Origin of the sequence: Halorubrum sp. GN12_10-3_MGM, from assembly GCF_005435235.1 — an archaeon.
Classification (GTDB): Archaea; Halobacteriota; Halobacteria; order Halobacteriales; family Haloferacaceae; genus Halorubrum; species Halorubrum ezzemoulense.
In genome coordinates, this window is record NZ_SGUB01000003.1 from 217,226 (window position 1) to 235,979 (window position 18,754).

14 protein-coding genes and 1 other RNA gene are annotated in these 18,754 nt (G+C 69.8%); 5 read left to right on the forward strand and 10 right to left on the reverse strand.

The genetic code is table 11. The features are described from left to right. Window positions 1–39: 39 nt before the first annotated feature. Window positions 40–1,947 (reverse strand): RNA ligase family protein, encoded by a 1,908-nt coding sequence (locus EXE47_RS04200; protein WP_137708031.1) that lies wholly within the window; start codon window positions 1,945–1,947, stop codon window positions 40–42. A 98-nt stretch (window positions 1,948–2,045) separates the two neighbouring features. Between EXE47_RS04200 and EXE47_RS04205 the strand changes: the two genes are divergently transcribed. Next, window positions 2,046–2,630, forward strand: coding sequence for a GNAT family N-acetyltransferase (locus EXE47_RS04205; RefSeq protein WP_137708032.1), 585 nt, complete (start codon window positions 2,046–2,048; stop codon window positions 2,628–2,630). 391 nt (window positions 2,631–3,021) lie between these two features. Here EXE47_RS04205 and ffs read toward each other — a convergent pair. Together ffs and EXE47_RS04215 are read right to left on the reverse strand one after the other, a co-directional pair. Next, an RNA gene (ffs, locus tag EXE47_RS04210) (signal recognition particle sRNA) lies at window positions 3,022–3,333 on the reverse strand. A gap of 107 nt (window positions 3,334–3,440) precedes the next feature. Next, a complete protein-coding gene (locus EXE47_RS04215) occupies window positions 3,441–3,854 on the reverse strand; it encodes a hypothetical protein (RefSeq protein WP_086219636.1) in 414 nt (137 codons plus the stop codon). A gap of 118 nt (window positions 3,855–3,972) precedes the next feature. On the opposite strand from EXE47_RS04215, the gene EXE47_RS04220 reads away from it, so the two are divergent. Continuing rightward, window positions 3,973–4,431 carry a hypothetical protein gene (locus tag EXE47_RS04220; protein WP_049931186.1) on the forward strand — a complete coding sequence of 153 codons (459 nt, stop codon included), beginning with the start codon at window positions 3,973–3,975 and terminating at the stop codon, window positions 4,429–4,431. 28 nt (window positions 4,432–4,459) lie between these two features. On the opposite strand, the gene EXE47_RS04225 is transcribed toward EXE47_RS04220, so the two are convergent. Beyond that, window positions 4,460–5,485 (reverse strand): aldo/keto reductase, encoded by a 1,026-nt coding sequence (locus EXE47_RS04225; protein ID WP_137708033.1) that lies wholly within the window; start codon window positions 5,483–5,485, stop codon window positions 4,460–4,462. Between the two features lie 111 nt (window positions 5,486–5,596). Beyond that, the gene (locus tag EXE47_RS04230; RefSeq protein WP_086216260.1) at window positions 5,597–6,241 is read right to left on the reverse strand and encodes an FAD-dependent oxidoreductase; all 645 of its coding nucleotides are present in this window, start codon (window positions 6,239–6,241) and stop codon (window positions 5,597–5,599) included. Between the two features lie 433 nt (window positions 6,242–6,674). Between EXE47_RS04230 and EXE47_RS04235 the strand changes: the two genes are divergently transcribed. From EXE47_RS04235 to EXE47_RS04245, 3 genes are all read left to right on the forward strand, one after another. After that, window positions 6,675–8,432 (forward strand): 2-oxoacid:acceptor oxidoreductase subunit alpha, encoded by a 1,758-nt coding sequence (locus EXE47_RS04235; RefSeq protein ID WP_086219637.1) that lies wholly within the window; start codon window positions 6,675–6,677, stop codon window positions 8,430–8,432. A gap of 3 nt (window positions 8,433–8,435) precedes the next feature. Further along, window positions 8,436–9,299, forward strand: a complete 864-nt coding sequence (locus tag EXE47_RS04240) for a 2-oxoacid:ferredoxin oxidoreductase subunit beta (RefSeq protein ID WP_049931193.1) — start codon at window positions 8,436–8,438, stop codon at window positions 9,297–9,299. A gap of 193 nt (window positions 9,300–9,492) precedes the next feature. Continuing rightward, window positions 9,493–10,728 carry a digeranylgeranylglycerophospholipid reductase gene (locus tag EXE47_RS04245; RefSeq protein ID WP_049931194.1) on the forward strand — a complete coding sequence of 412 codons (1,236 nt, stop codon included), beginning with the start codon at window positions 9,493–9,495 and terminating at the stop codon, window positions 10,726–10,728. A gap of 106 nt (window positions 10,729–10,834) precedes the next feature. Here the strand turns inward: EXE47_RS04245 and citZ are convergent, their stop codons facing one another. From citZ to alaS, 5 genes are all read right to left on the reverse strand, one after another. After that, entirely contained in the window at window positions 10,835–11,977 is a 1,143-nt protein-coding gene (citZ, locus tag EXE47_RS04250) for a citrate synthase (RefSeq protein WP_089307895.1), read from the reverse strand. 196 nt (window positions 11,978–12,173) lie between these two features. Beyond that, complete coding sequence (locus EXE47_RS04255) at window positions 12,174–14,060, reverse strand: PINc/VapC family ATPase (RefSeq protein ID WP_089307896.1); 1,887 nt, start codon at window positions 14,058–14,060, stop codon at window positions 12,174–12,176. 145 nt (window positions 14,061–14,205) lie between these two features. Continuing rightward, entirely contained in the window at window positions 14,206–14,922 is a 717-nt protein-coding gene (locus EXE47_RS04260) for a type 1 glutamine amidotransferase (protein WP_049931200.1), read from the reverse strand. Between the two features lie 98 nt (window positions 14,923–15,020). After that, window positions 15,021–15,824 carry an alpha/beta fold hydrolase gene (locus EXE47_RS04265; protein ID WP_049931202.1) on the reverse strand — a complete coding sequence of 268 codons (804 nt, stop codon included), beginning with the start codon at window positions 15,822–15,824 and terminating at the stop codon, window positions 15,021–15,023. 19 nt (window positions 15,825–15,843) lie between these two features. Next, window positions 15,844–18,624, reverse strand: a complete 2,781-nt coding sequence (alaS, locus tag EXE47_RS04270; protein WP_089307897.1) for an alanine--tRNA ligase — start codon at window positions 18,622–18,624, stop codon at window positions 15,844–15,846. Between the last annotated feature and the right edge of the window lie 130 nt (window positions 18,625–18,754).

Genomic DNA, 18,754 nt, shown 5'->3' on the forward strand with positions numbered 1-18,754 from the left:
TACGAACCGGACCGTCAAGGAGTTTCGCGTGTCGGAACGTCAGCCGTCGCCGGCGAACCGACGGACGCGGGCGAGCGAGTCGGCGTCGTCGACCCCCTTGTCTTCGCGGACGCCGACGAAGCGGGGGAAGCGGAGCGCGTAGCCTGCGGAGTACGTCGGCGAGGTCTGGATCTCCTCGTAGCCGACCTCGACCACGAGTTCGGGGTCGAACGAGACCGTCGTCCCCGTCTCGTCGACGACGTGCGGCTCCAACCGCTCCGTGAGGTCCGCGAGCGCCTCGTCGGTGATCCCCGTCGCCACCTTGCCGACCGTGGCGTACCCCGGTGGCGCGGGGTCGTCGGCGTCGCGGCCGCCGGCGTCGCGGTCGGCCGCGTCGTTCCCGGCGTCTTGTGCCGCGGACTCGTCCCCCTCGCGGACCGCGAGCAGGAACGTGCCGAACAGCTCCGCACGGCGCCCCTCGCCCCACTCGGCCCCGACGACGACGGCGTCGAGCGTCTCCACGTCGGGCTTTCGCTTCAGCCAGTCGCGCCCGCGGTCGCCGGGAGTGTACGCCGCGTCGGGGTTCTTCAGCATGACGCCTTCGTGGCCCGCGTCGAGCGCGGCCCGCTCCTCGGCCGCGATCGAGTCCGTGTCCGCGGCGACGGTGAGATCCGCGGCTGCGTCCGGGAGGAACTCGTGGAGCCGCTCGTGGCGCGCGGTGAGGGGTTCGTCGAGTAAGTCGTCGCCGTCGGCGTGGAGGCAGTCGAACGCGTGGAGCCGCAGGGAGACCGCCTCGCGCATCCGGTCGATGTCGTGTTTTCGCCGGAACCGCCGCAGCACCTCCTGAAACGGGAGCGGGTCGCCGTCGTCGTCGACCGCGACGACCTCGCCGTCGAGGATGACGGGCGCGTCGACGCGGTCGGCGACGAACTCGACGATCTCGGGGAGCGCGTCCGTCACGTCGTCCATGTTCCGCGAGTAGAGCCGTGGACCAAGCGCGGTGCCCTCGCCGCCCGGCGCGTCGCCGTCCGGCACGCCGTCGTCCGCCTCGGCTCCGTGCGGCGCGTAGTGAACCTGAACGCGAGCCCCGTCGAACTTCGTCTCGACGGCGACCTCGCCGAACGCGTCGAGCGCGTCGGTCGCGGTGCCCGCCTGCGCGAGCATCGCCTGGACCGGGCGGCCGACGCGCAGCGACTCCTCGCGGAGCCCCGCGATTCCCTCGTCGCGGGCGCGGACCGCGACCCGCCCGTAGTCGTTCGTCACCTGAAGCGCGCGCTCGACGGCCGCGACCGCGTCGTCGGGCGCGGTGAGTTCGGGACCGTCGCCGTCGGCGGGGCCGTCATCGTCGTCCCCGGACTCGTCGCCGTCGTGGGCCGTCTCGGAGGTCAGGAACGCCTCCGCGATCGCGTCCCGGACGGTTCCCTCGCCGACGCCGAGCCGCATCTCGCCGAGGACAAGGCGGGCGAGGAAAGCCGCCTCGCTCGGCGAACAGCGGGTGAACAGCCCGAACAGGGCGTCGCGTTTGCGCGACTCGCTGCCGTCGCCGCTCGCGGCCGCGAGGTTGCGGAGTTCCTCGTCGAGCGCGGCCACCGTGAGCGCGTCGCGACCGGAGCCGAACGCGGCGAGGCCCCGCTGGCCGCCGAAGTCGTACGCGGCCGCGACCGCGCCGATCTCGCCCCGCTCGGCGAGGCGGTCCTCGACGTCGGCGGCGTCGACGTTCGGGCCCGCGGCGCGGGCGATCGCCTCGCGGCAGAGCGCGGGCCCGACGTCGAGCGTACGGGTGTCGTGGGCGGGGAAGACGCGACCGAGGAGGAACCGGACGACGACCGGGAGGTCGTCGGTCGACCCGTGGTTCGCGCCGCCGTCGCCGGCGTCCGCGAGCAGGTTGGCGACCGCGAGGGTCGTCTCGATGTCGCCGTCGTGCGCGGCCACCCGTTCCGCCCGCTCAGCCAGCGCGGCGAATTCCATACGCGTCGGGTCGGCGGCCGGCGGGCAAAAGCGACGCGATGACGGCGGGCGACCGGGCCGGGGAACCGCTTTTCACCTCCGCCCTCGTACAGCCGTCTATGTACGTCCGCGACGCCAAAAACCGTGACGAGGCGTGGTTGTTGGACGCGATCGAGCAGCTGGGGCTCGACGACGTCGCCTTCCGGTCGCGGGACTACGTGATCGCGGTCGACGAGGAGTCGGGCGACCGGGCCGGGTTCGGTCGGCTCCGCCTCCACCGCGGCGACGGGGACGAGGAAAACCGGATCGAGCTCACCGGCATCGGCGTCCTCCCCGAGTGGCGCGACCGCGGCGTCGGGGCGCACGTCGTGGAGCGCCTCGTCGACACCGCGGCCGCGGACGGGTTCGAGACGGTGTACGTGCTCACCGACCAGCCGGAGTACCTGACGCAGTTCGGCTTCGAGCGCGTCGACACCGACGACCTCCCGCCGGCCCTCTCGGACCGCCTCACCGAGAAGCGCGAGTTCCTCGGCGGCGGGGTCGTCGGCCTCGAACTGACCGTCGACGCGTTCGAGATGGCGGACCGGTTCCGGCGGGCGTTCAAGGACGCCGAGCCGACGGGCGACGACGAGCCGGAGGAGTCGGCGGAGGACTTCGGGATCGACCCCGACTCGGCGACGTACAAGTACGACACCGGTCGCTGAGCCGCGAGACTGGTTTTTTGTGGCCGCTGTGGCGCGTGCCTCCGAGCGTCCGAAGGACGCGAGGAGCACGCGCGAGGGAGTCGGTGGTCCGGAGCGGAGCGGAGGACCACCGACGAGGCTGGGGAGGTGTGAGGCGCGGTCGCTGTGCGGGGCGGGGCTCGCGGCTGGGGCTTCGGTGGTGGTCGTTTCGATCGATAATTCATAAATGGTATCGTCAGACAGCCGAGCGGCTGGGTGTTCGAGGTTGCTCAGCGTGGCGGCGTCAGTTGCGTATAACTGGAGCCCGGATGAGGGTGATTTTACGTATAAGTAAACGCTCGCGGCGTCGACGCTCACACCGGCGACCGTAGCGTCACAGCATCACCACTCGTCGAAGGAAGCAGCGTATGAATGGCGGACAGGCGGGGTAGCCCGGCGTTCCGTCACGGGGTATCCCGATTGCCTCCTCCACCCCGCGACCCGACGAGCGACTGGCGTCCGGCGGTGGGCTGCTCGCTTCCGCGCCTGACCCAATATCGCCGACGAACCGCGACGGACCGCTCCTGCGAGCGGGCGCCACGGACCGCTGTCCCCGGCGGACGAGGCTTCCACGTTGGCTCTCGGGGCCCGTGCCGGTCTGACCGGACGTGCCCGCTGTTCGGTCCCCGCTGAAGACTGCCTCACGGGTAACGAGCGGGGCCTAACCGCCCGACCTAGTCCGTTCGACGATATTCGGGTGCGGCATAAGGGCCTTTCGTTCGCCGGCCGACGGCGACGCGGGCGGCGAGCGCGCGTCGGAAAAGAGGCGTCCCGCGCGTTCCGGCGTCTCGGCTACGATAACACCGCTCGGGCGTACACCGCCGCGGAGAGCGGCAGCGGGACGGAGAGCGCGACGACGGCGGGCGCGTGCCACACCAGCCAGAGGTGGTCGCGGAACACGGCGGTCGGTTGGACCGCGAGCGCCCACGTCGCCGCGCTCGCCGTCGTCGCGAGCCCGAGGACGATTGCCACGCCCGCGAGCGTCCCCGGGTCGACGTTCCCCTGCTCGACCGAGGCGATAACGACCGCGGCGAGCAGCGCGAACAGCGCGATCCCGCTCCAGCCGACGGCCCCGGAGGCGTAGTAGGACGCGAGCTGCGACGCGTACTCCGGCCCCGTGATGATCGCGTACGGCGCGACGAGCGCGACGACGGTGACGACCGCGGCGGCGATCCCGACCCGACGCGAGACGGCGCGGAGGTTCATACCCGACCTCGGAACGGAACCGCGGTAAAAGGACCGGATCGGAGCGGACGCGGGGGGCGACCGCCTCGCCGCGCTCCGTTCCCGTAGCGTTTTGGCCCGTCGGCACCCACTACGGACCATGTCACTCGACGTCGACCTGCCGGAGCCTCCCGAACTCGCCGCCGTCGACCCGAACGAGTACGAGGACGCCGAGGTGGCTGGCGGCGAGTACCGCCGCGACGACCTCGAAGCGCTCCTCCGCGAGGGCGCGTGGGAGGAGGCGTTCGACCAGTGGGCCGCGGGCAGCGACATGGACGCGGCGGACTGGCAGATCGCGCTCGACCTCGAGTTAGTCTCCCGGTTCGACTTCTTCTGGGACGACTTCGCCGACCGGGTCGGCTACCACGCGCCGGGGCTGCCAGAGGACTGGAAGGAGCGCGACCTCCACCCAGACCTCGACTCGTGGGGGACCGTCTCCGCGATCAACGCGGGGCTCACGGAGCTCGGGCAGATCGTCTGCGAGACGCTCAAGGAGGAGTACATCGACTGGGAGGCCGACTTCGAGGCGCCGGACGACCTGCCGGACTTCGACGAGTAGCGGCCGCTTGTGGCCGGGAGGCGACTGCTCAGTGGCCCCAGCGGTTCCCGTCCGGGTCGTAGCGCGCGTCCATGATCCGGTCCCACTGCTCGTCGGAGAGGTGGAGGTCGGCCGCCGCGACGTTCTCGTCGAGCTGGTCGACCGTCCGCGCGCCGACGATTGGGACGCAGGTGAACTCGTCCCAGCCGGAGAGCCACGCAAGCGCGACCTGCGCGGGCGTCGCGTCGCACTCGTCGGCCACATCGCGGACCGCGTCGAGCACCTTCCAGCCGCGCTCGGAGAGATAGAAGCGCTTGAACCGGTCGTCGAAGCTCGCCCGGGAGCCGTCGGGCGCGATCACCTGCTCGGGGTCGTCCGGGTCGGCGCGCTCGTACTTCCCGGTGAGGAACCCGCCCGCGAGCGGAGAGTACGGGCAGACCGCAAGGTCTTGGTCGATACAGACGTCGAGGTACTCCTTCACGTCCTCGTAGTAGCCCGCGTGGTGGAGTGGCTGGACCACGTCGAAGCCCGCGTACCCGTTGACGTCGGCGGTCCACTGCGCCTTCGTCAGTTGCCACGCCGCCATCGTCGACGCGCCGAGGTGGTGGACCTTTCCCTCGGCGACCAGCTCGTCGAGCGCGCGCATCGTCTCCTCGATGGGGGTGTCCTCGTCCCAGCGGTGGATGTAGTAGATATCGAGGTAGTCCGTGCCGAGCCGGTCGAGGGTCCCCTCGATCTGCGCGTGGATGTGTTTCCGGCCGAGCCCGGAGTCGTTGGGTCCGGGCTCGCCGCGCCCGTCGAATGGGAAGTACACCTTCGAGGCGATCACGTAGTCCTCGCGGTCCCGCTCCGCGAGCCACTCGCCGATGTACGTCTCGCTTTTCCCGTTCGGCGTCCCGTAGACGTTGGCCGTGTCGATGAAGTTGATCCCGCGGTCCGCGGCCGCGTCGAGGATCTCGTGTGACTCCTCGCGACCCGTCTCCACGACGCCGTTCGTCTCGCGCCCGAACCGCCACGTGCCGAAGCAGAGCTCCGAGACGCTGAGCCCGGTGTTCCCGAGCCGTCGGTAGTCCATACCCGGTCCTCGCGGGGGAGGTGTGTAAAGCGTGGCGGCGTCGGCCGGCGACGCCGCGAAGATCGGCCGAGGCGCCGACGCGAGCGCGGACGGCCCGGCCTGCGGCCGCGCCTACCCGAAGTTCTCGACCTTCGCGGCGTCCGCGTCGCCGCCCGCCGCCTCGATGGCGGCCTCCGCGTCGGCGACGAGGTCGGCGAACCCGTAGACGAACACGGTCCCGCCGTCGGCGCCGGTGAGGACGTCGGCGACGGCGTCGGTCAGGGGGGCATCGCCGTCGAGCAGCCTGACCGCGGCGCCGCGCTCGCGGAGGGCGTCGATCCGGTCGGCGTGGGCCACGTCGTCGTCGCGGTAGACGACGGCGGCCTCGGCGTCCTCGTCGAGCGCGCGCTCGGCGATGGCGACCGCGGGGCCGACCCCGGGGCCGCCCGCGATCACGACCGCGCGTGGCTCGCCGTCGTAGTGCTGGTCGCCGAAGGGGCCGGAGAGCGTCATCTCGGTGCCCGCCTCGGCGCCGGAGAGGAACGCCGAGAACTCGCCGCCCTCGTCGGGGTCGATACCGACCGTGACCTCGAACGTCTCGCCGACGCGGGGCGACGAGAGGGTGTAGAACCGCGCGACCGACTCGCCGTCGATCTCGGTGCCGAGCTTCACGAACTGTCCGGGTTCGGCCGCGAACCCCTCGGGGGCGCGGAAGCGGAGGGCGTACGTGTCGGAGCCGACCGGCTCCACCGACTCGACCGTCGCTGTCGTGTCCATACGTCGGATCGGCGGGGCAGACACAAACGCCTTCCCGTCGCCGTCGGTCCTGCCCATGTCGAAACCGGTTCGGACGGGAGGCCCAGATCCCCGCTGCGGTGACCGGCCCGCAGGGCCGACCGCCTCGGCGTGGGGACGACCCGACACATAGACGCCAGATGCGGGGATACCCGACGCCTTGGCCTACCTCGTCGTGAACAAGTCCGCCGCGCACGGGGCCGACGCAGTTCGTCAAACGTCGAAAACGGGTCCGACGCGAAGGGTCGATCGTGATGATTTTGGTGAACGAACGTCCAATTATATGCGTTATTACAAGGTATATAAGTCTCAAAGCTGACAATATTCGCGATATCGAAGACGTACGTCCAGATACACCTCGGTGGCTCCTTCCAGAAGCCTTTTGATGAGTCCGCCGGAACCTTGCCCATAGCACATGGCTGCGGATTTCAACTGGGCTGTCGGCGGAGAGGCCGGCGACGGCATCGACTCGACGGGGAAGATCTTCGCACAGGCGCTTTCCCGCGCGGGTCGACACGTGTTCACGTCGAAGGACTTCGCATCTCGGATACGAGGCGGCTACACCGCCTACAAGGTGCGGACCTCCGTCGACAAGGTACAGAGCGTCGTTGACCGACTCGACGTGCTCATCGCGTTGACCCCCCGGACGATCGAGGAGAACCTCGACGAGCTCCACGAGGGGTCGGTGATCATCTACGACGGCGAACGGACGACGATGCAGGACGTCGAGATCCCCGAGGGGATGATCGGCCTCGACGTGCCGCTGAAGAGCCTGGCCGAGGAGGCCGGCGGCGCGATTATGCGGAACGTCGTCGCGCTCGGCGCGGCCTGCGAGGTGGCCGAGTTCCCCATCGAGAACCTCGACTCGGCGCTGGAGAAGCGGTTCAAGGAAAAGGGCCAGAAGCTCGTCGACAACAACAAGGAGGCGGCCCGCGCGGGCCAGTCGTACGTCGCCGACGAGTACGACCACGAGTTCGACTACTCGCTGGAGACCACCGACGAGGACTACGTCCTCCTCAACGGCGACGAAGCGATCGGCATGGGCGCCATCGCGGCCGGCTGCCGCTTCTACGCCGGCTACCCGATTACGCCCGCGACCGACGTGATGACGTACCTCACTGGCCGCATCGAGCGGTACGGCGGCCACGTCGTCCAGGCGGAAGACGAACTCTCCGCGATCAACATGGCGCTGGGCGCGGCCCGCGGCGGCGCCCGCGCGATGACCGCGACCTCCGGGCCGGGGATCGACTTGATGACCGAGACGTTCGGGCTCATCGCCACCTCGGAGACGCCGCTCGTCATCTGTAACGTGATGCGCTCGGGCCCCTCGACGGGGATGCCGACGAAACAGGAGCAGGGCGACCTGAACCAGATGTTGTACGGCGGCCACGGCGAGGTGCCGCGGTTCGTCCTCGCGCCGACCACCATCTCGGAGTGCTTCTGGAAGACCGTCGAGGCGTTCAACCTCGCCGAGAAGTACCAGCTCCCTGTCTACCTCACCGCCGACCTCTCGATGGCGGTCACCGAGCAGACGTTCTCCCCGGAGACGTTCGACATGGACGAGGTGGAGATCGACCGCGGCAAGATCGTCGACGAGACGGCGATCGACGACCACATGAGCGAGTCGGGCGGCTTCCAGCCCCACGAGATCACCGATGACGGGGTCTCGCCGCGGGCGTTCCCCGGTACGGCCGACGGCGCGCACATGTCCACCGGCCTCGAACACGACGAGCAGGGCCGCCGGACAGAGGACACGGAGATGCGCGTCGAGCAGGTCGACAAGCGCAACCGCAAGGTCGAGACCGCCCGTGAGCGCGAGGACTGGAGCCCGCGCGAGTTCGGTGACGAGGACGCGGACACCCTCGTCATCACGTGGGGGTCGAACGAGGGCGCGCTCGCCGAGGCAGTGGAGTTCCTCGACGAGGACGGACTGGACGTGCGGGTCCTCTCGGTCCCGTACATCTTCCCGCGGCCGGACCTCGCGGAGGACGTGGCGGCCGCCGAGACGACGGTCGTCGTCGAGTGTAACGAGCAGGGCCAGTTCGCGGACCTCGTCGAACACGACGTGCTCGAACGCGTCGACCGCGTGAACAAGTACAACGGCGTGCGGTTCAAGGCCGACGAACTCGCAGCGGAGATCAAGTCGACCCTCGAAGCGGGGGTGGAGGCGTAACCAATGAGCTCAGACATTCGATTCACCGATTTCAAGTCCGACAAGCAGCCGACGTGGTGCCCGGGGTGCGGCGACTTCGGGACGATGAACGGGATGATGAAGGCCCTCGCGGAGACGGGCAACGACCCCGACAACACCTTCGTCGTCGCCGGCATCGGCTGTTCCGGCAAGATCGGCACGTACATGCACAGCTACGCGCTCCACGGGGTTCACGGGCGCGCGCTCCCCGTCGGCACCGGCGTCAAGATGGCGCGGCCCGACATCGAGGTGATGGTGGCCGGCGGCGACGGCGACGGCTACTCCATCGGCGCGGGCCACTTCGTCCACGCCGTCCGGCGCAACGTCGACATGACGTACGTCGTGATGGACAACCGCATCTACGGGCTGACGAAGGGCCAAGCGTCGCCGACCTCCCGCGAGGACTTCGAGACGTCGACGAGCCCCGACGGGCCCAAACAGCCGCCGGTGAACCCCCACGCGCTGGCGCTCGCCTCCGGCGCGACGTTCATCGCGCAGTCGTTCTCCTCGGACGCGCTCCGCCACCAAGAGATCATCCAGGAGGCCATCGAGCACGACGGGTTCGGCTTCGTCAACGTCTACTCCCCCTGCGTCACCTTCAACGACGTCGACACGTACGACTACTTCCGCGACTCGCTGGTTGACCTGAAGGAGGCGGACCACGACCCGACCGACCGCGAGGCGGCGAAGGACGTGATCCTCGACAACGAGAAGGAACACCAGGGCGTCATCTACAAGGACGAGTCGTCGGTGCCGTACCACGAGCAGCACGGCGTCGACGAGGACATGTCGGTGCTTCCGGACGGCGCCCCCGAGGGCGCGACCGACCTCGTCCGCGAGTTCTACTGAACCGCGCCGCGGTCCCGGCGGGCGGACCCGATCCGACGCCCGTTTCGGGGGCCGGGTCTGCGTCCGACCGCCGGATGAGACCCCGGTAATTCCGACCTCTCTCGACGGCCAAAACCGGGCGAACGAGGGGGTTCGCGCGTATTTTCCGGTGGGTTTCAGCAAGCCTAATTAGGTGGGTCCGTAACCGTCGTGTATGGTTGACCGCTACGACGTCGCCATCGCCGGCGCCGGTCCGGCGGGCGCGCAGTGCGCCCGTGACCTGGCGACGCGCGACTACGACGTCGTCGTCTTAGAGACGGAGTCGGAAGACGAGTTCCCGCGACAGAGCAACAAGTCGACGGCGGGCACGTTCCCGTCGATGATGTCCTCTTTCGGAATCCCCGACGACGTCGTGATGTCGTACACCGACGACGTCGTGCTGGAGTCGCCCAACGAGTACTATGAGAGCTACCAGCCGGGCGCGGTGTTGGAGTTCGCGGAGTTCAAGCAGTTCCTCGTCGCCGACGGTCGCGACAACGGCGCGGAGTACCGCTTCGACGCGCGGGTCTCGCGGCCGATCCTCGACGACGACGGCGTCATCGAGGGGGTGCGGTACAACGGCGACGAAGCGGTGTACGCCGACATCGTGATCGACGCTACCGGTCCGGCCGCACCGATCGCCAGCGCGCTCGACGTGGTCGACCTCGAACGCGAGAACCAAGCCATCGGTATCGAGTACGAGATGGAGGGCGTCGAGATGAACCACCCGGACTACGCGGACCTCCGGCGGGCGATGATGCTCCGCTTGGACCACAACATCGCGCCCGGCGGCTACTCGTGGATCTTCGCGACCGGCGAGGACACCGCGAAGGTCGGCATCTGTTACATCCAGAACGACCGCCACCGCGAGTTCGCCGAGGCGGGGAAGACCGTCGACGGGTACCTCGACGACTGGATCGACCGCGACCCGCGGTTCGCCGAGGCGGAACAGATCGACGAGACGGTCCACCGCGGCTCCGCGCACATTCAGCGCCCGGAGCAGATGTACACCGACCGGTTCCTCGCCGTCGGCGACACCGTGCCGAGCATCGACCCGCTGTGGGGAGAAGGGATCCACAAGGGCATGAAGTCGGCCCGCGCCGCCGCGGCGACCGTCGACCGCTGTCTCACCGACTCGGAGCGGCGCATCGACGCGGAGAGCCTCGCGGTGTACGAGACGCTCTGGCACCGAGACGTGGCGCCGCGCGCGGAGTCGCGACTGACGCTCACGGAGTTGCTGTACCTCGCACCCAACGAGCGGTACGACCGGTTGATGCGCGATCTCCAAGAGACGGACGACGACATCTTGGCGAAGGCGAACCGCGGCGAGAAGGCGGGGATGGCGCGGCTGCTTCACCTCGACGATGTCCCGCTGCTCGCGAAGTACGCCCGCGAGCGGTTCGGAATCTGAGGAGCCGGGCCGATCGGTCGCGGACGCACATATTCTGCGAGCGGGTGACGCGCCGCGACGTTTGAAGAGCCGTTCGGAGAAGGCGGGTGGGCGGCGGGCGCGACCGTTACCGTTCGTCGAGGGGAACGAACTTGCTGTCTTCCGGACCGGTGTACCGGGCGCGCGGACGGATGAGGCGGTTGTCCTCTTGATACTCGGCGACGTGCGCGATCCAGCCGCCGACGCGGCTCATCGCGAAGATGGGCGTGTACATGTCGACGGGGATGCCGAGCGAGTCGTAGACGGAGCCGGAGTAGAAGTCGACGTTCGGGGCGATCCCCTCCTCGACGAGCCCCTGTTCGGTGAGGTACTCCTCGATGGCGGTGGTGTAGTCCAGCCACTTGGTGTCGCCCGACGACTCGGCGAGGTCGCGGAGCTTCTCCTCGAGGATGTTCGCGCGGGGGTCTTTCACCTTGTAGACGCGGTGCCCGAAGCCGGGGACGCGCCGTCCGTCGTCCCGGGCGTCTTTCACCCACTGGACGGGGTCTTTCGAGGAGGCGTCCACCTCGTGGAGCACCTCCATCACGTCTTGGTTCGCGCCGCCGTGGAGCGGGCCGGAGAGCGCGCCGATACCCCCGGTGACGCCGGAGTAAACGTCCGCCATCGTCGACCCGATCACCATCGCGGTGAACGTGGAGGCGTTGAGCCCGTGGTCGGCGTGGAGCGTGAGCGCCATGTCGAACGTCTCCTCGCTCACGTTGTCCGGCTCGGTCCCGGTCAGCATGTAGAGGAAGTTCCCGGCGTGCGAGAGGTCCGGGTCGGGGGCGACCGGCTCCTCGCCCTGACGGACGCGCTCGAACGCGGCGAGGACCGTCGGGATCTTCGCCGTGATCCGTCGTCCCTGACGAAGCGTGGCCTCACCGGGGTCGGCCTCGTCGTCCGGGTCGTACGCCGACAGCATCGACGTCGCGGTCCGGAGCGCGGCCATCGGACGCTCGCCGGCGTCCGCGAGCGCGCGGACCGTCTCGATGACGTCGTCGTCAACCTCGCGCTCCGCCGCGAGGTCGGCGGCGAACGCGTCGAGCTCCGCGGCGGTGGGGAGCGAGCCGTGCCACAGGAGGTACAGCACCTCCTCGTAGCTCGCGCCCCGCGCCAGGTCTTCGATGTCGTACCCGCGATACACGAGCTTCCCGACCTCGCCGTCGACGTAGCTCAGATCTGACTCCGCGACGAGGACGCCCTCGAGCCCGCGTTTTAACTCATCAGCCATACCCCGAGTTATCTAGGCCGTCAAAAAAGCGTTATCTTTCAGGAGGGATACGTTACGACAATCGTGGTATGTGGCCGCGTCGAACGACGACGTGACAGCGAGCGAAAACGTCTGGCGTGGATGCGATCGCCAGCCAGCGGGGCGATCGGACGGCCGTCGGGCGGCTACGTCCGACCCGAACGGCCGGTTGCGGGATTCACCGCGCCGGGACGACCGTCACGGTCCGGTTCCGGTCGATCGCGTCCTCCAGTTCCTCGGCGATGGCCGAGCCGCGCGAGACCTGAACCTCACCGCCGCGCCCGACCGTGGCGGTGAAGAGGTACTCGCCGTCCGCGCGCACTTCGACCGTCTCGCCGACCTCGTCGTCGACATCGATGACGACGTGACGCGAGGTGATCTCCGGCGCGACCACCGTCCCGCGCTCGGCGCCGACCTGCCCGTCGCCGTGCCCGTTCTCGGGGCCGCCGGCGGGACCGCCGCCGGACCCGCCGGGCTTCTCGTCGTGCGTGCGGACGTCGATGTCGATCCCGAGGCGGTTCTCGATGTCGGCGATGCGGCCGCCGCCCTTCCCGATCACCGTGCCGATGTCGCCCTCGGTGACGTAGACGACCGCCTCGTCGTCGCCGTTCAGCTCCACCTCGACGTGGCCGTGCGCGACCGAGCGGATCTCGCGTTCGATCTCCTTTTTCGCGATGCGGCCGACGCCCGTCTCGCTCCCCGCCTCGCCGCCGTCCTCGTCGAGCGGGACGGTGACGACCTGCCGGTTGAACGTGTATATCTCGTACTCCGGCCGACCGGTCTCGAAGTTCGACACCTGAATGACCGGACGGGCAAGGTCCTCGGCGGTGAGCCCCGCCGGCACCTTCACTTCCGTCGTCACGTCGTAGACCGTGTGGACCTCACCGGCCTCGATGTAGACGACGGTGTCGACGATCTGCGGGATCATCCCGAGTTCGACGCGGCCGACGAGCCGCTGGAGCGCGTCGATGGCGCGGGAGGCGTGGACGACGCCGACCATGCCGACGCCAGCCATACGCATGTCGGAGAACACCTCGAAGTCGTTCGTCTTCCGGACCTCGTCGTAGATGGTGTAGTCCGGCCGGACGAGGAGGAGAGAGTCGGCGGTGTTCTCCATCTCGCCGCCGAGCGCGCCGTACTGCGTGATCTCGGGACCGACTTGGAGGTCCCGGGGCTTCTCCATCGTCTTCACCGCGTAGTCGCTGTCGTTTAGGAACTCCGCGACCGCCTGCGCGAACGTCGACTTCCCGGCGCCGGGCGAGCCCGAGATGAGGACCCCGCGTTTCCGCTCCGCGAACCGGTCGCGGAGCTCGTCGGCGAACTCGTAGTCGTCGAGGTCCGTCTTCGCGATGGGGCGGACGGCGGTGATCTCGACGCCGTCGGCGAACGGCGGGCGCGCCACCGCGATCCGGTAGTTGCGGAACTGGACGATGTTCATCCCGTCGTCAGAGAGCTCGATGAACCCCTCGCTCGACTGGCGGGCCAGGTCGACGATCGAGTTCGCCCACTCCCGCAGCTGCGCCTCGTCGGTGGGGTCGTCCGCGATCTCGACGTAGCGCATCTCGCCGAGCGCCCCGCGTTTCGCCTTCGGGACGGTCCCCGTCTTGAGGTGGACTGACATCGTCTCGTCGGTGAAAAAGTCCTGTATCGGCAGCTCGTCGACGACGCCGCGGGCGACGGGCTCGACGTACTCGACGTCGAGCCCCTTCGCGCGGGCCACCTCGGCCTGAACCACGTCGCTGGAGAGGAGCGTCGCGTCGTGGTCGGCGGCGAGGTCGCGGATCAGCGCGTCCACGTCGCCCTCGTGTGCGTTCGAGCGGGCGTCGCCGCTCGCGCGCTCGCCGACGTACCGCAGCTCGATCGTCCCGTCGTCGGCGTAGTCCGCGAGCCGCTTGAGTTCGCTGAGCCCGTCCCAGCCGGATTCGAGCCCGTCGTTCGCCTGCGACTCCAACTCGCCGACGACCGCCTCCGGGACGAACACGGTGACCGACTCGTAGGTCCCGTCCGCGACGCGTTCGGACACGCGGCCGTCGACGACCGCGCTCGTGTCCGGTACTACGTTCATACCCGAGTTCGGGACGGGAACCGTATAAGGGTGTTCGACCGGGGGCCGCGGGCGGACGGCGTGGAATCGCGCCGGTCAGTCGTCGCATCGGTCGTGCCGGTCGAGCGGCGCGGCGGTCGCGCCTCCGTCGAACCGGTCGACCCGCTCAGTCGTCCGCGGCCGCCCGCTCCGCCCGCTCGGCCGCCAACCGCTCGGCGTAACCGGTGAAGTTCTCGAACAGTTGCTTCGCCTCGCAGGCGGCGTCGTAGGCGTCGGGCGTGATCGACTCGAGGACGCCGTCCACGCGGGCGTCACCGATCTGATCCCGCTTACCGTCGGTCACGTCGCGGGCCGTGTCGATGTCGTACTCCGGGTGGAACTGGACCCCCCAGCAGTGGCCGTCGCGGAACGCGTGGACGCCGCGGTCGTTCTCCGCGAGCAGCGTCGCTGACGGCGGGAGTTCGACGACTGCGTCGCCGTGGGTGGTGAAGGCGGTGAACGTCTCGTCGATCCCCTCGAACAGCGGGTCGTCGCGAGGTCGGCGGATCTCGTTGTAGCCGATCTCGAACCCGTCCATGCCCGCGACGCGGCCGCCGAGCGCCTCCGCGAGCACCTGGTGACCGTAACAGACGCCGAGGACGGGGACGCCGGCGTCGGCGGCCTCGGCGACGTAGTCGACGAGCGGCGGGATCCACGCCTCGTCCCAGTAGACCGACGAGCGCGACCCGGTCACCACGACGCCGTCGAACTCGGTGTGATCGGGGAGGTCTCCCGCGACGGCGTCGAACTCGACGAGGTCGGCGTCGAGTTCTCTGCGGAAGTTCCGCCGGGTGTTCGCACCGTCGTGGGCGGCGTTCAGCAGGGCGAACCGGAGGCGAGTCATCAGGTGAAGGGTTCGGCGAGAGTCACAAAACGGTTGCGACGCCGGACGCCCCGGCCGACGACGCGGACGCGGGCGTCGCGCGGCCCCGAACGCCGCGCCTACTCGAACCGGCCGGCCGCGTGTTCGGCGAGCCAGCCGACGAGGAGGTCGTTGACCGCGGCCGACGCCTCGACTCCGACGAGGTGGCGCGCCCCGTCGATCCCGTGGAACTCCCCGCGGGGGAGCCCCTCCGCGAGCGTCTCCCCGGCCGTGGCCGGACAGACCGTGTCGTCGGTGCCGTGGACGACGAGCGCGGGCGTGGTGATCTCGTGGAGGCGACCGGTGAGGTCGAACCCCTCGATCGCGGCGCGGTGCGCCTCGTACGTCTCGCGGTCGGCGTCCTCCGCGAGGCGCCACTCCGCGATCCGCGAGAGCGCGTCGGGGTGGGCCTCACGGAAGTCGAGCGAGAGGAGGCCGTTCAGCGACCCCTCGACCGCGGCCGGATCGGCCGGGGGGGCCCAGACGCCGTCGGGGTTGTAGGCGTCCCCCGCGGGCGGCGTCCCGACGAGCGCGACGCTCGCCGGCCGCGAGGAACTCGCCGCGGCCGTCAGCGCGACCATCCCGCCGAGCCCGTAGCCGACGAGGTGAGCGTTTCGGATCCCCTCGGCGGCACACACCGCGTCCACGTCGGCCGCGAGCTCCCCGACCGCGTACGGGCCGGGCGGGGCGTCGGACCGCCCGACACCGCGCGTCTCCGGGGTGATCACGGTGTGTGGACCGGCGAGCGCCGCGTGCTGCCAGCCGAACTGCCAGGCGCCGAGCCCGACGTCGCCGCAGAACACCACCGCCTCGTCGCCGTCGCCGGTGTCGGGGGCGTCCACCTCGTACCGGATCTCGGTCCCGGCGTTGGTCGCGTGCGGCATAGTGGCGAACTGGGCGCGTTCAGGCCTCCTGAAGGCTGCGGAGCACGTCCGGCGCCGCGTCGAGGGCGTCGTCTAAGGCGTCCGCGTCCGGGCCGCCGCCCTGCGCGAAGTCCGGCGGCCCGCCGCCGCCGCCGCCGACGCGCCCGGCGAGCTCCGAGACGACCTGCCCCGCGTTCACGTCGACGCAATCGGGGACGCCGACGACGAAGCTCGCGGAGCCGTCCGCGCCGCTGCCGATCACCGCGACTTTCCCGTCGTCGACGTGGGCGTTCGCGGTCGCGCGCAGTTCGTCGGCGTCGCCGTCGAGCCGCTGGATCACCGCTGTCGTCCCGGCGACCTCGACCGCCTCGGCGTCGGCGCCGCCGGCGGCCCGCGCGGCCGCGAGCTCCTCTTTGAGCGACTCGATCTCCTTGCCGCGGGCCTTCCACTCCTCGAAGAAGCGCTCGGCGGTGTCCGGCACGTCGAGCGGGTCCACGTCCAGGACCTCGGCCGCGTCGTACAGCGCGTCCTCGGTGCGCTGGGTCGCCTCCACCGCCGCGGCCCCGGCCGCGAAGACGATGCGCTCGACGCCGTCCTGTACCGGCTCCGTCTTCAGCACTTTCACGGCGCCGATCTCGCCGGTGCGGGCGACGTGCGTGCCGGCGCAGGCCTGGACGTCGGCGTCGCCGACGTGGATCAGCCGGACGTTCGTTCCCGGCGGGACGCCGCCCTGGTACAGGTCGAAGCCGTGCTCGGCCTCCGCCTCGTTGCGGTCGGGCCACTCCTGGCGGACGGGGACGTCGTCGCGGACCAACTCGTTCGCGACGCGCTCGATCGCCTTCACGTCCTCGCGGTCGATGCGCTCGAAGTGGCGCACGTCGAGCCGCGCCGAGTCGGTTCCCTTCTGGGCGCCAGCCTGCCGGACGTGGTCGCCGAGCACCTCGCGGGCGGCGTGACCGATCAGGTGCGTCGCGGTGTGGTGCGCGCGCAGTCGGTCGCGGCGGTCGCCGTCCACCTGCCCCGTGACGAACTCGCCTTTGCCGGGGTCCGCGTCCGTGCGGTGGAGCACGACCCCGTCGACCTCCTGAACGTCGTCGACGTCGACGGTGGTCTCTCCGACCGTGAGGTGGCCGCGGTCGGCCGGCTGACCGCCGCCCTCGGGGTAGAACATCGTCTGGTCCAGCACCACGTCGTACCCGCCCTCGGCCTCCAGCACGTCGAGGACGACCGCCTCGAACTCCGTGCGTCCCTGGTCGTCGTAGAACAGCTTCTCCGTCTCGGGGAGGTCGGCGAGCCGCTCGTCGCGCTCGTCGCTCTCTCCCGCGGCGTCGCCCTCCTCGTGTCGGTCGGCGACGAGCGCGTAGAAGTCGTCGGGCACGTCGACGGTCGCGCCGCGCTCGTCGGCGATGTCGGCGACCATGTCGGGCTGGATCCCGTGGGAGTCGTACAGCTCCAGTAGCTCCCCCGTCGGGATCGGCTCACCGGTGCCGGCGTACTCGTCGGCGAGCTGTTCGACCTTGCGGGCGCCGCGCTCCAGCGTCCGCTCGTACTTCCGCTCCTCGCTGCGGACGATCTCGCGGATCGTGTCGCGGTTCTCGTAGCCGAGCCGCTCGGCCTGCATGTCGACCAGCTCGTCGAGCGGCGCGTCGACGCCGACCTCGTCGACGAGGCGCTTCATCCGGCGGAGCACCATCCGGGCAAGGTAGCCCGTGCCGACGTTCGACGGGACGATCTCGTCGCCGAACATGTACGCGAGCGTCCGCGAGTGGTCGGCGATCGCGTAGATCGCTTCGAGCGGTTCCACCAGCTCGCGCAGTCGGTCGACGTCCACGTTGAGCCGGTCTGCGATCTCGCCGCGGGCGGCCTCCACGTCGTCGACGTCGTCGATGTCGAGCCGGCCGGAGAGCTTGGCGGCGCGGTGGACGATCTCGCGTTCGGCCTCGGTGTGCTCGACACCGGCGTTGTCTTTCAGGAAGTCGATCGCGTCGGGGTAGACGGCCTCGTACACGGTCGCGGTCCCCTGGCTCATCCACGTCCACCGCTCTAACCCGTACCCGGTGTCGACGATGTACGTGTCCATGAACGAGTACGAGTTCCCGTCTTTCATCTCGTAGTCGCCGTCGGGGTCCCGCTCCATACACATGAAGACGAGCGTCGCCAGCTCGGCGCCCTTGTAGATGACCTCGATGGCGGGGCCGGCGTTACCGCCGCCGACCCACGGGTCCTCGATGTAAGTGATCTCTTCGAGGTCGGCGCCGAGGCTCTCGAACAGCTCGTCGCAGTACCGGACCGTCTCGTCTTTCCAGTACACCTCGCCGTGGTAGGCGTACTCGTCCTCGTCGACCTCCTCGCGCGTGTTGAACGCGTGGTGGGCCATCATCTCGAACGCCATCGTGTGCCGGCCCGTCTTGCCGACGTTGTCGATGTCCTGCATCCGGATACAGGGCTGCGAGATGGTCAGCGGGTTCGCCGGCGGGGGCGTCTGTCCCGAGGTGACGAGCGGCTGGAAGTCGTAGATCGACGCCTGCGTCAGGAGCACGTCATCGCGCCAGCGGTTCGCGGCGACCGGGTACGGGTCGATCCGCTCGTGGCCGTTGTCTTCGAAGAAGGAGAGGAACGCCTCGCGCATCTCCGACAGCGAGTGCGCCTCCGGGAAGCCCGGGTCGTCGATGAAGCTGTAGTCCTCGCAGGGCGGCTCGCCGCACAGGTCGCGGTCGCCGTCGCGGGTCCAGAAGTGCGCGCCACAGGAGGGACACTCCTTGCGCTCGAACCCCCCCTCCTCGAAGTAGTCGAGACGGTACTCCGCTTCGAGATCGCTCATTACACGAACGTGGCCCGTGTTGCTCCAAAAGGGTTCCGGGGTCGCTCGTCGCCGGCGAAGAGGGCGGAGCGCGGGACGGCCGGAACCGCCCGACTGCGGAGATCGGTACGAAGTTTTATGCTCTCGGCGT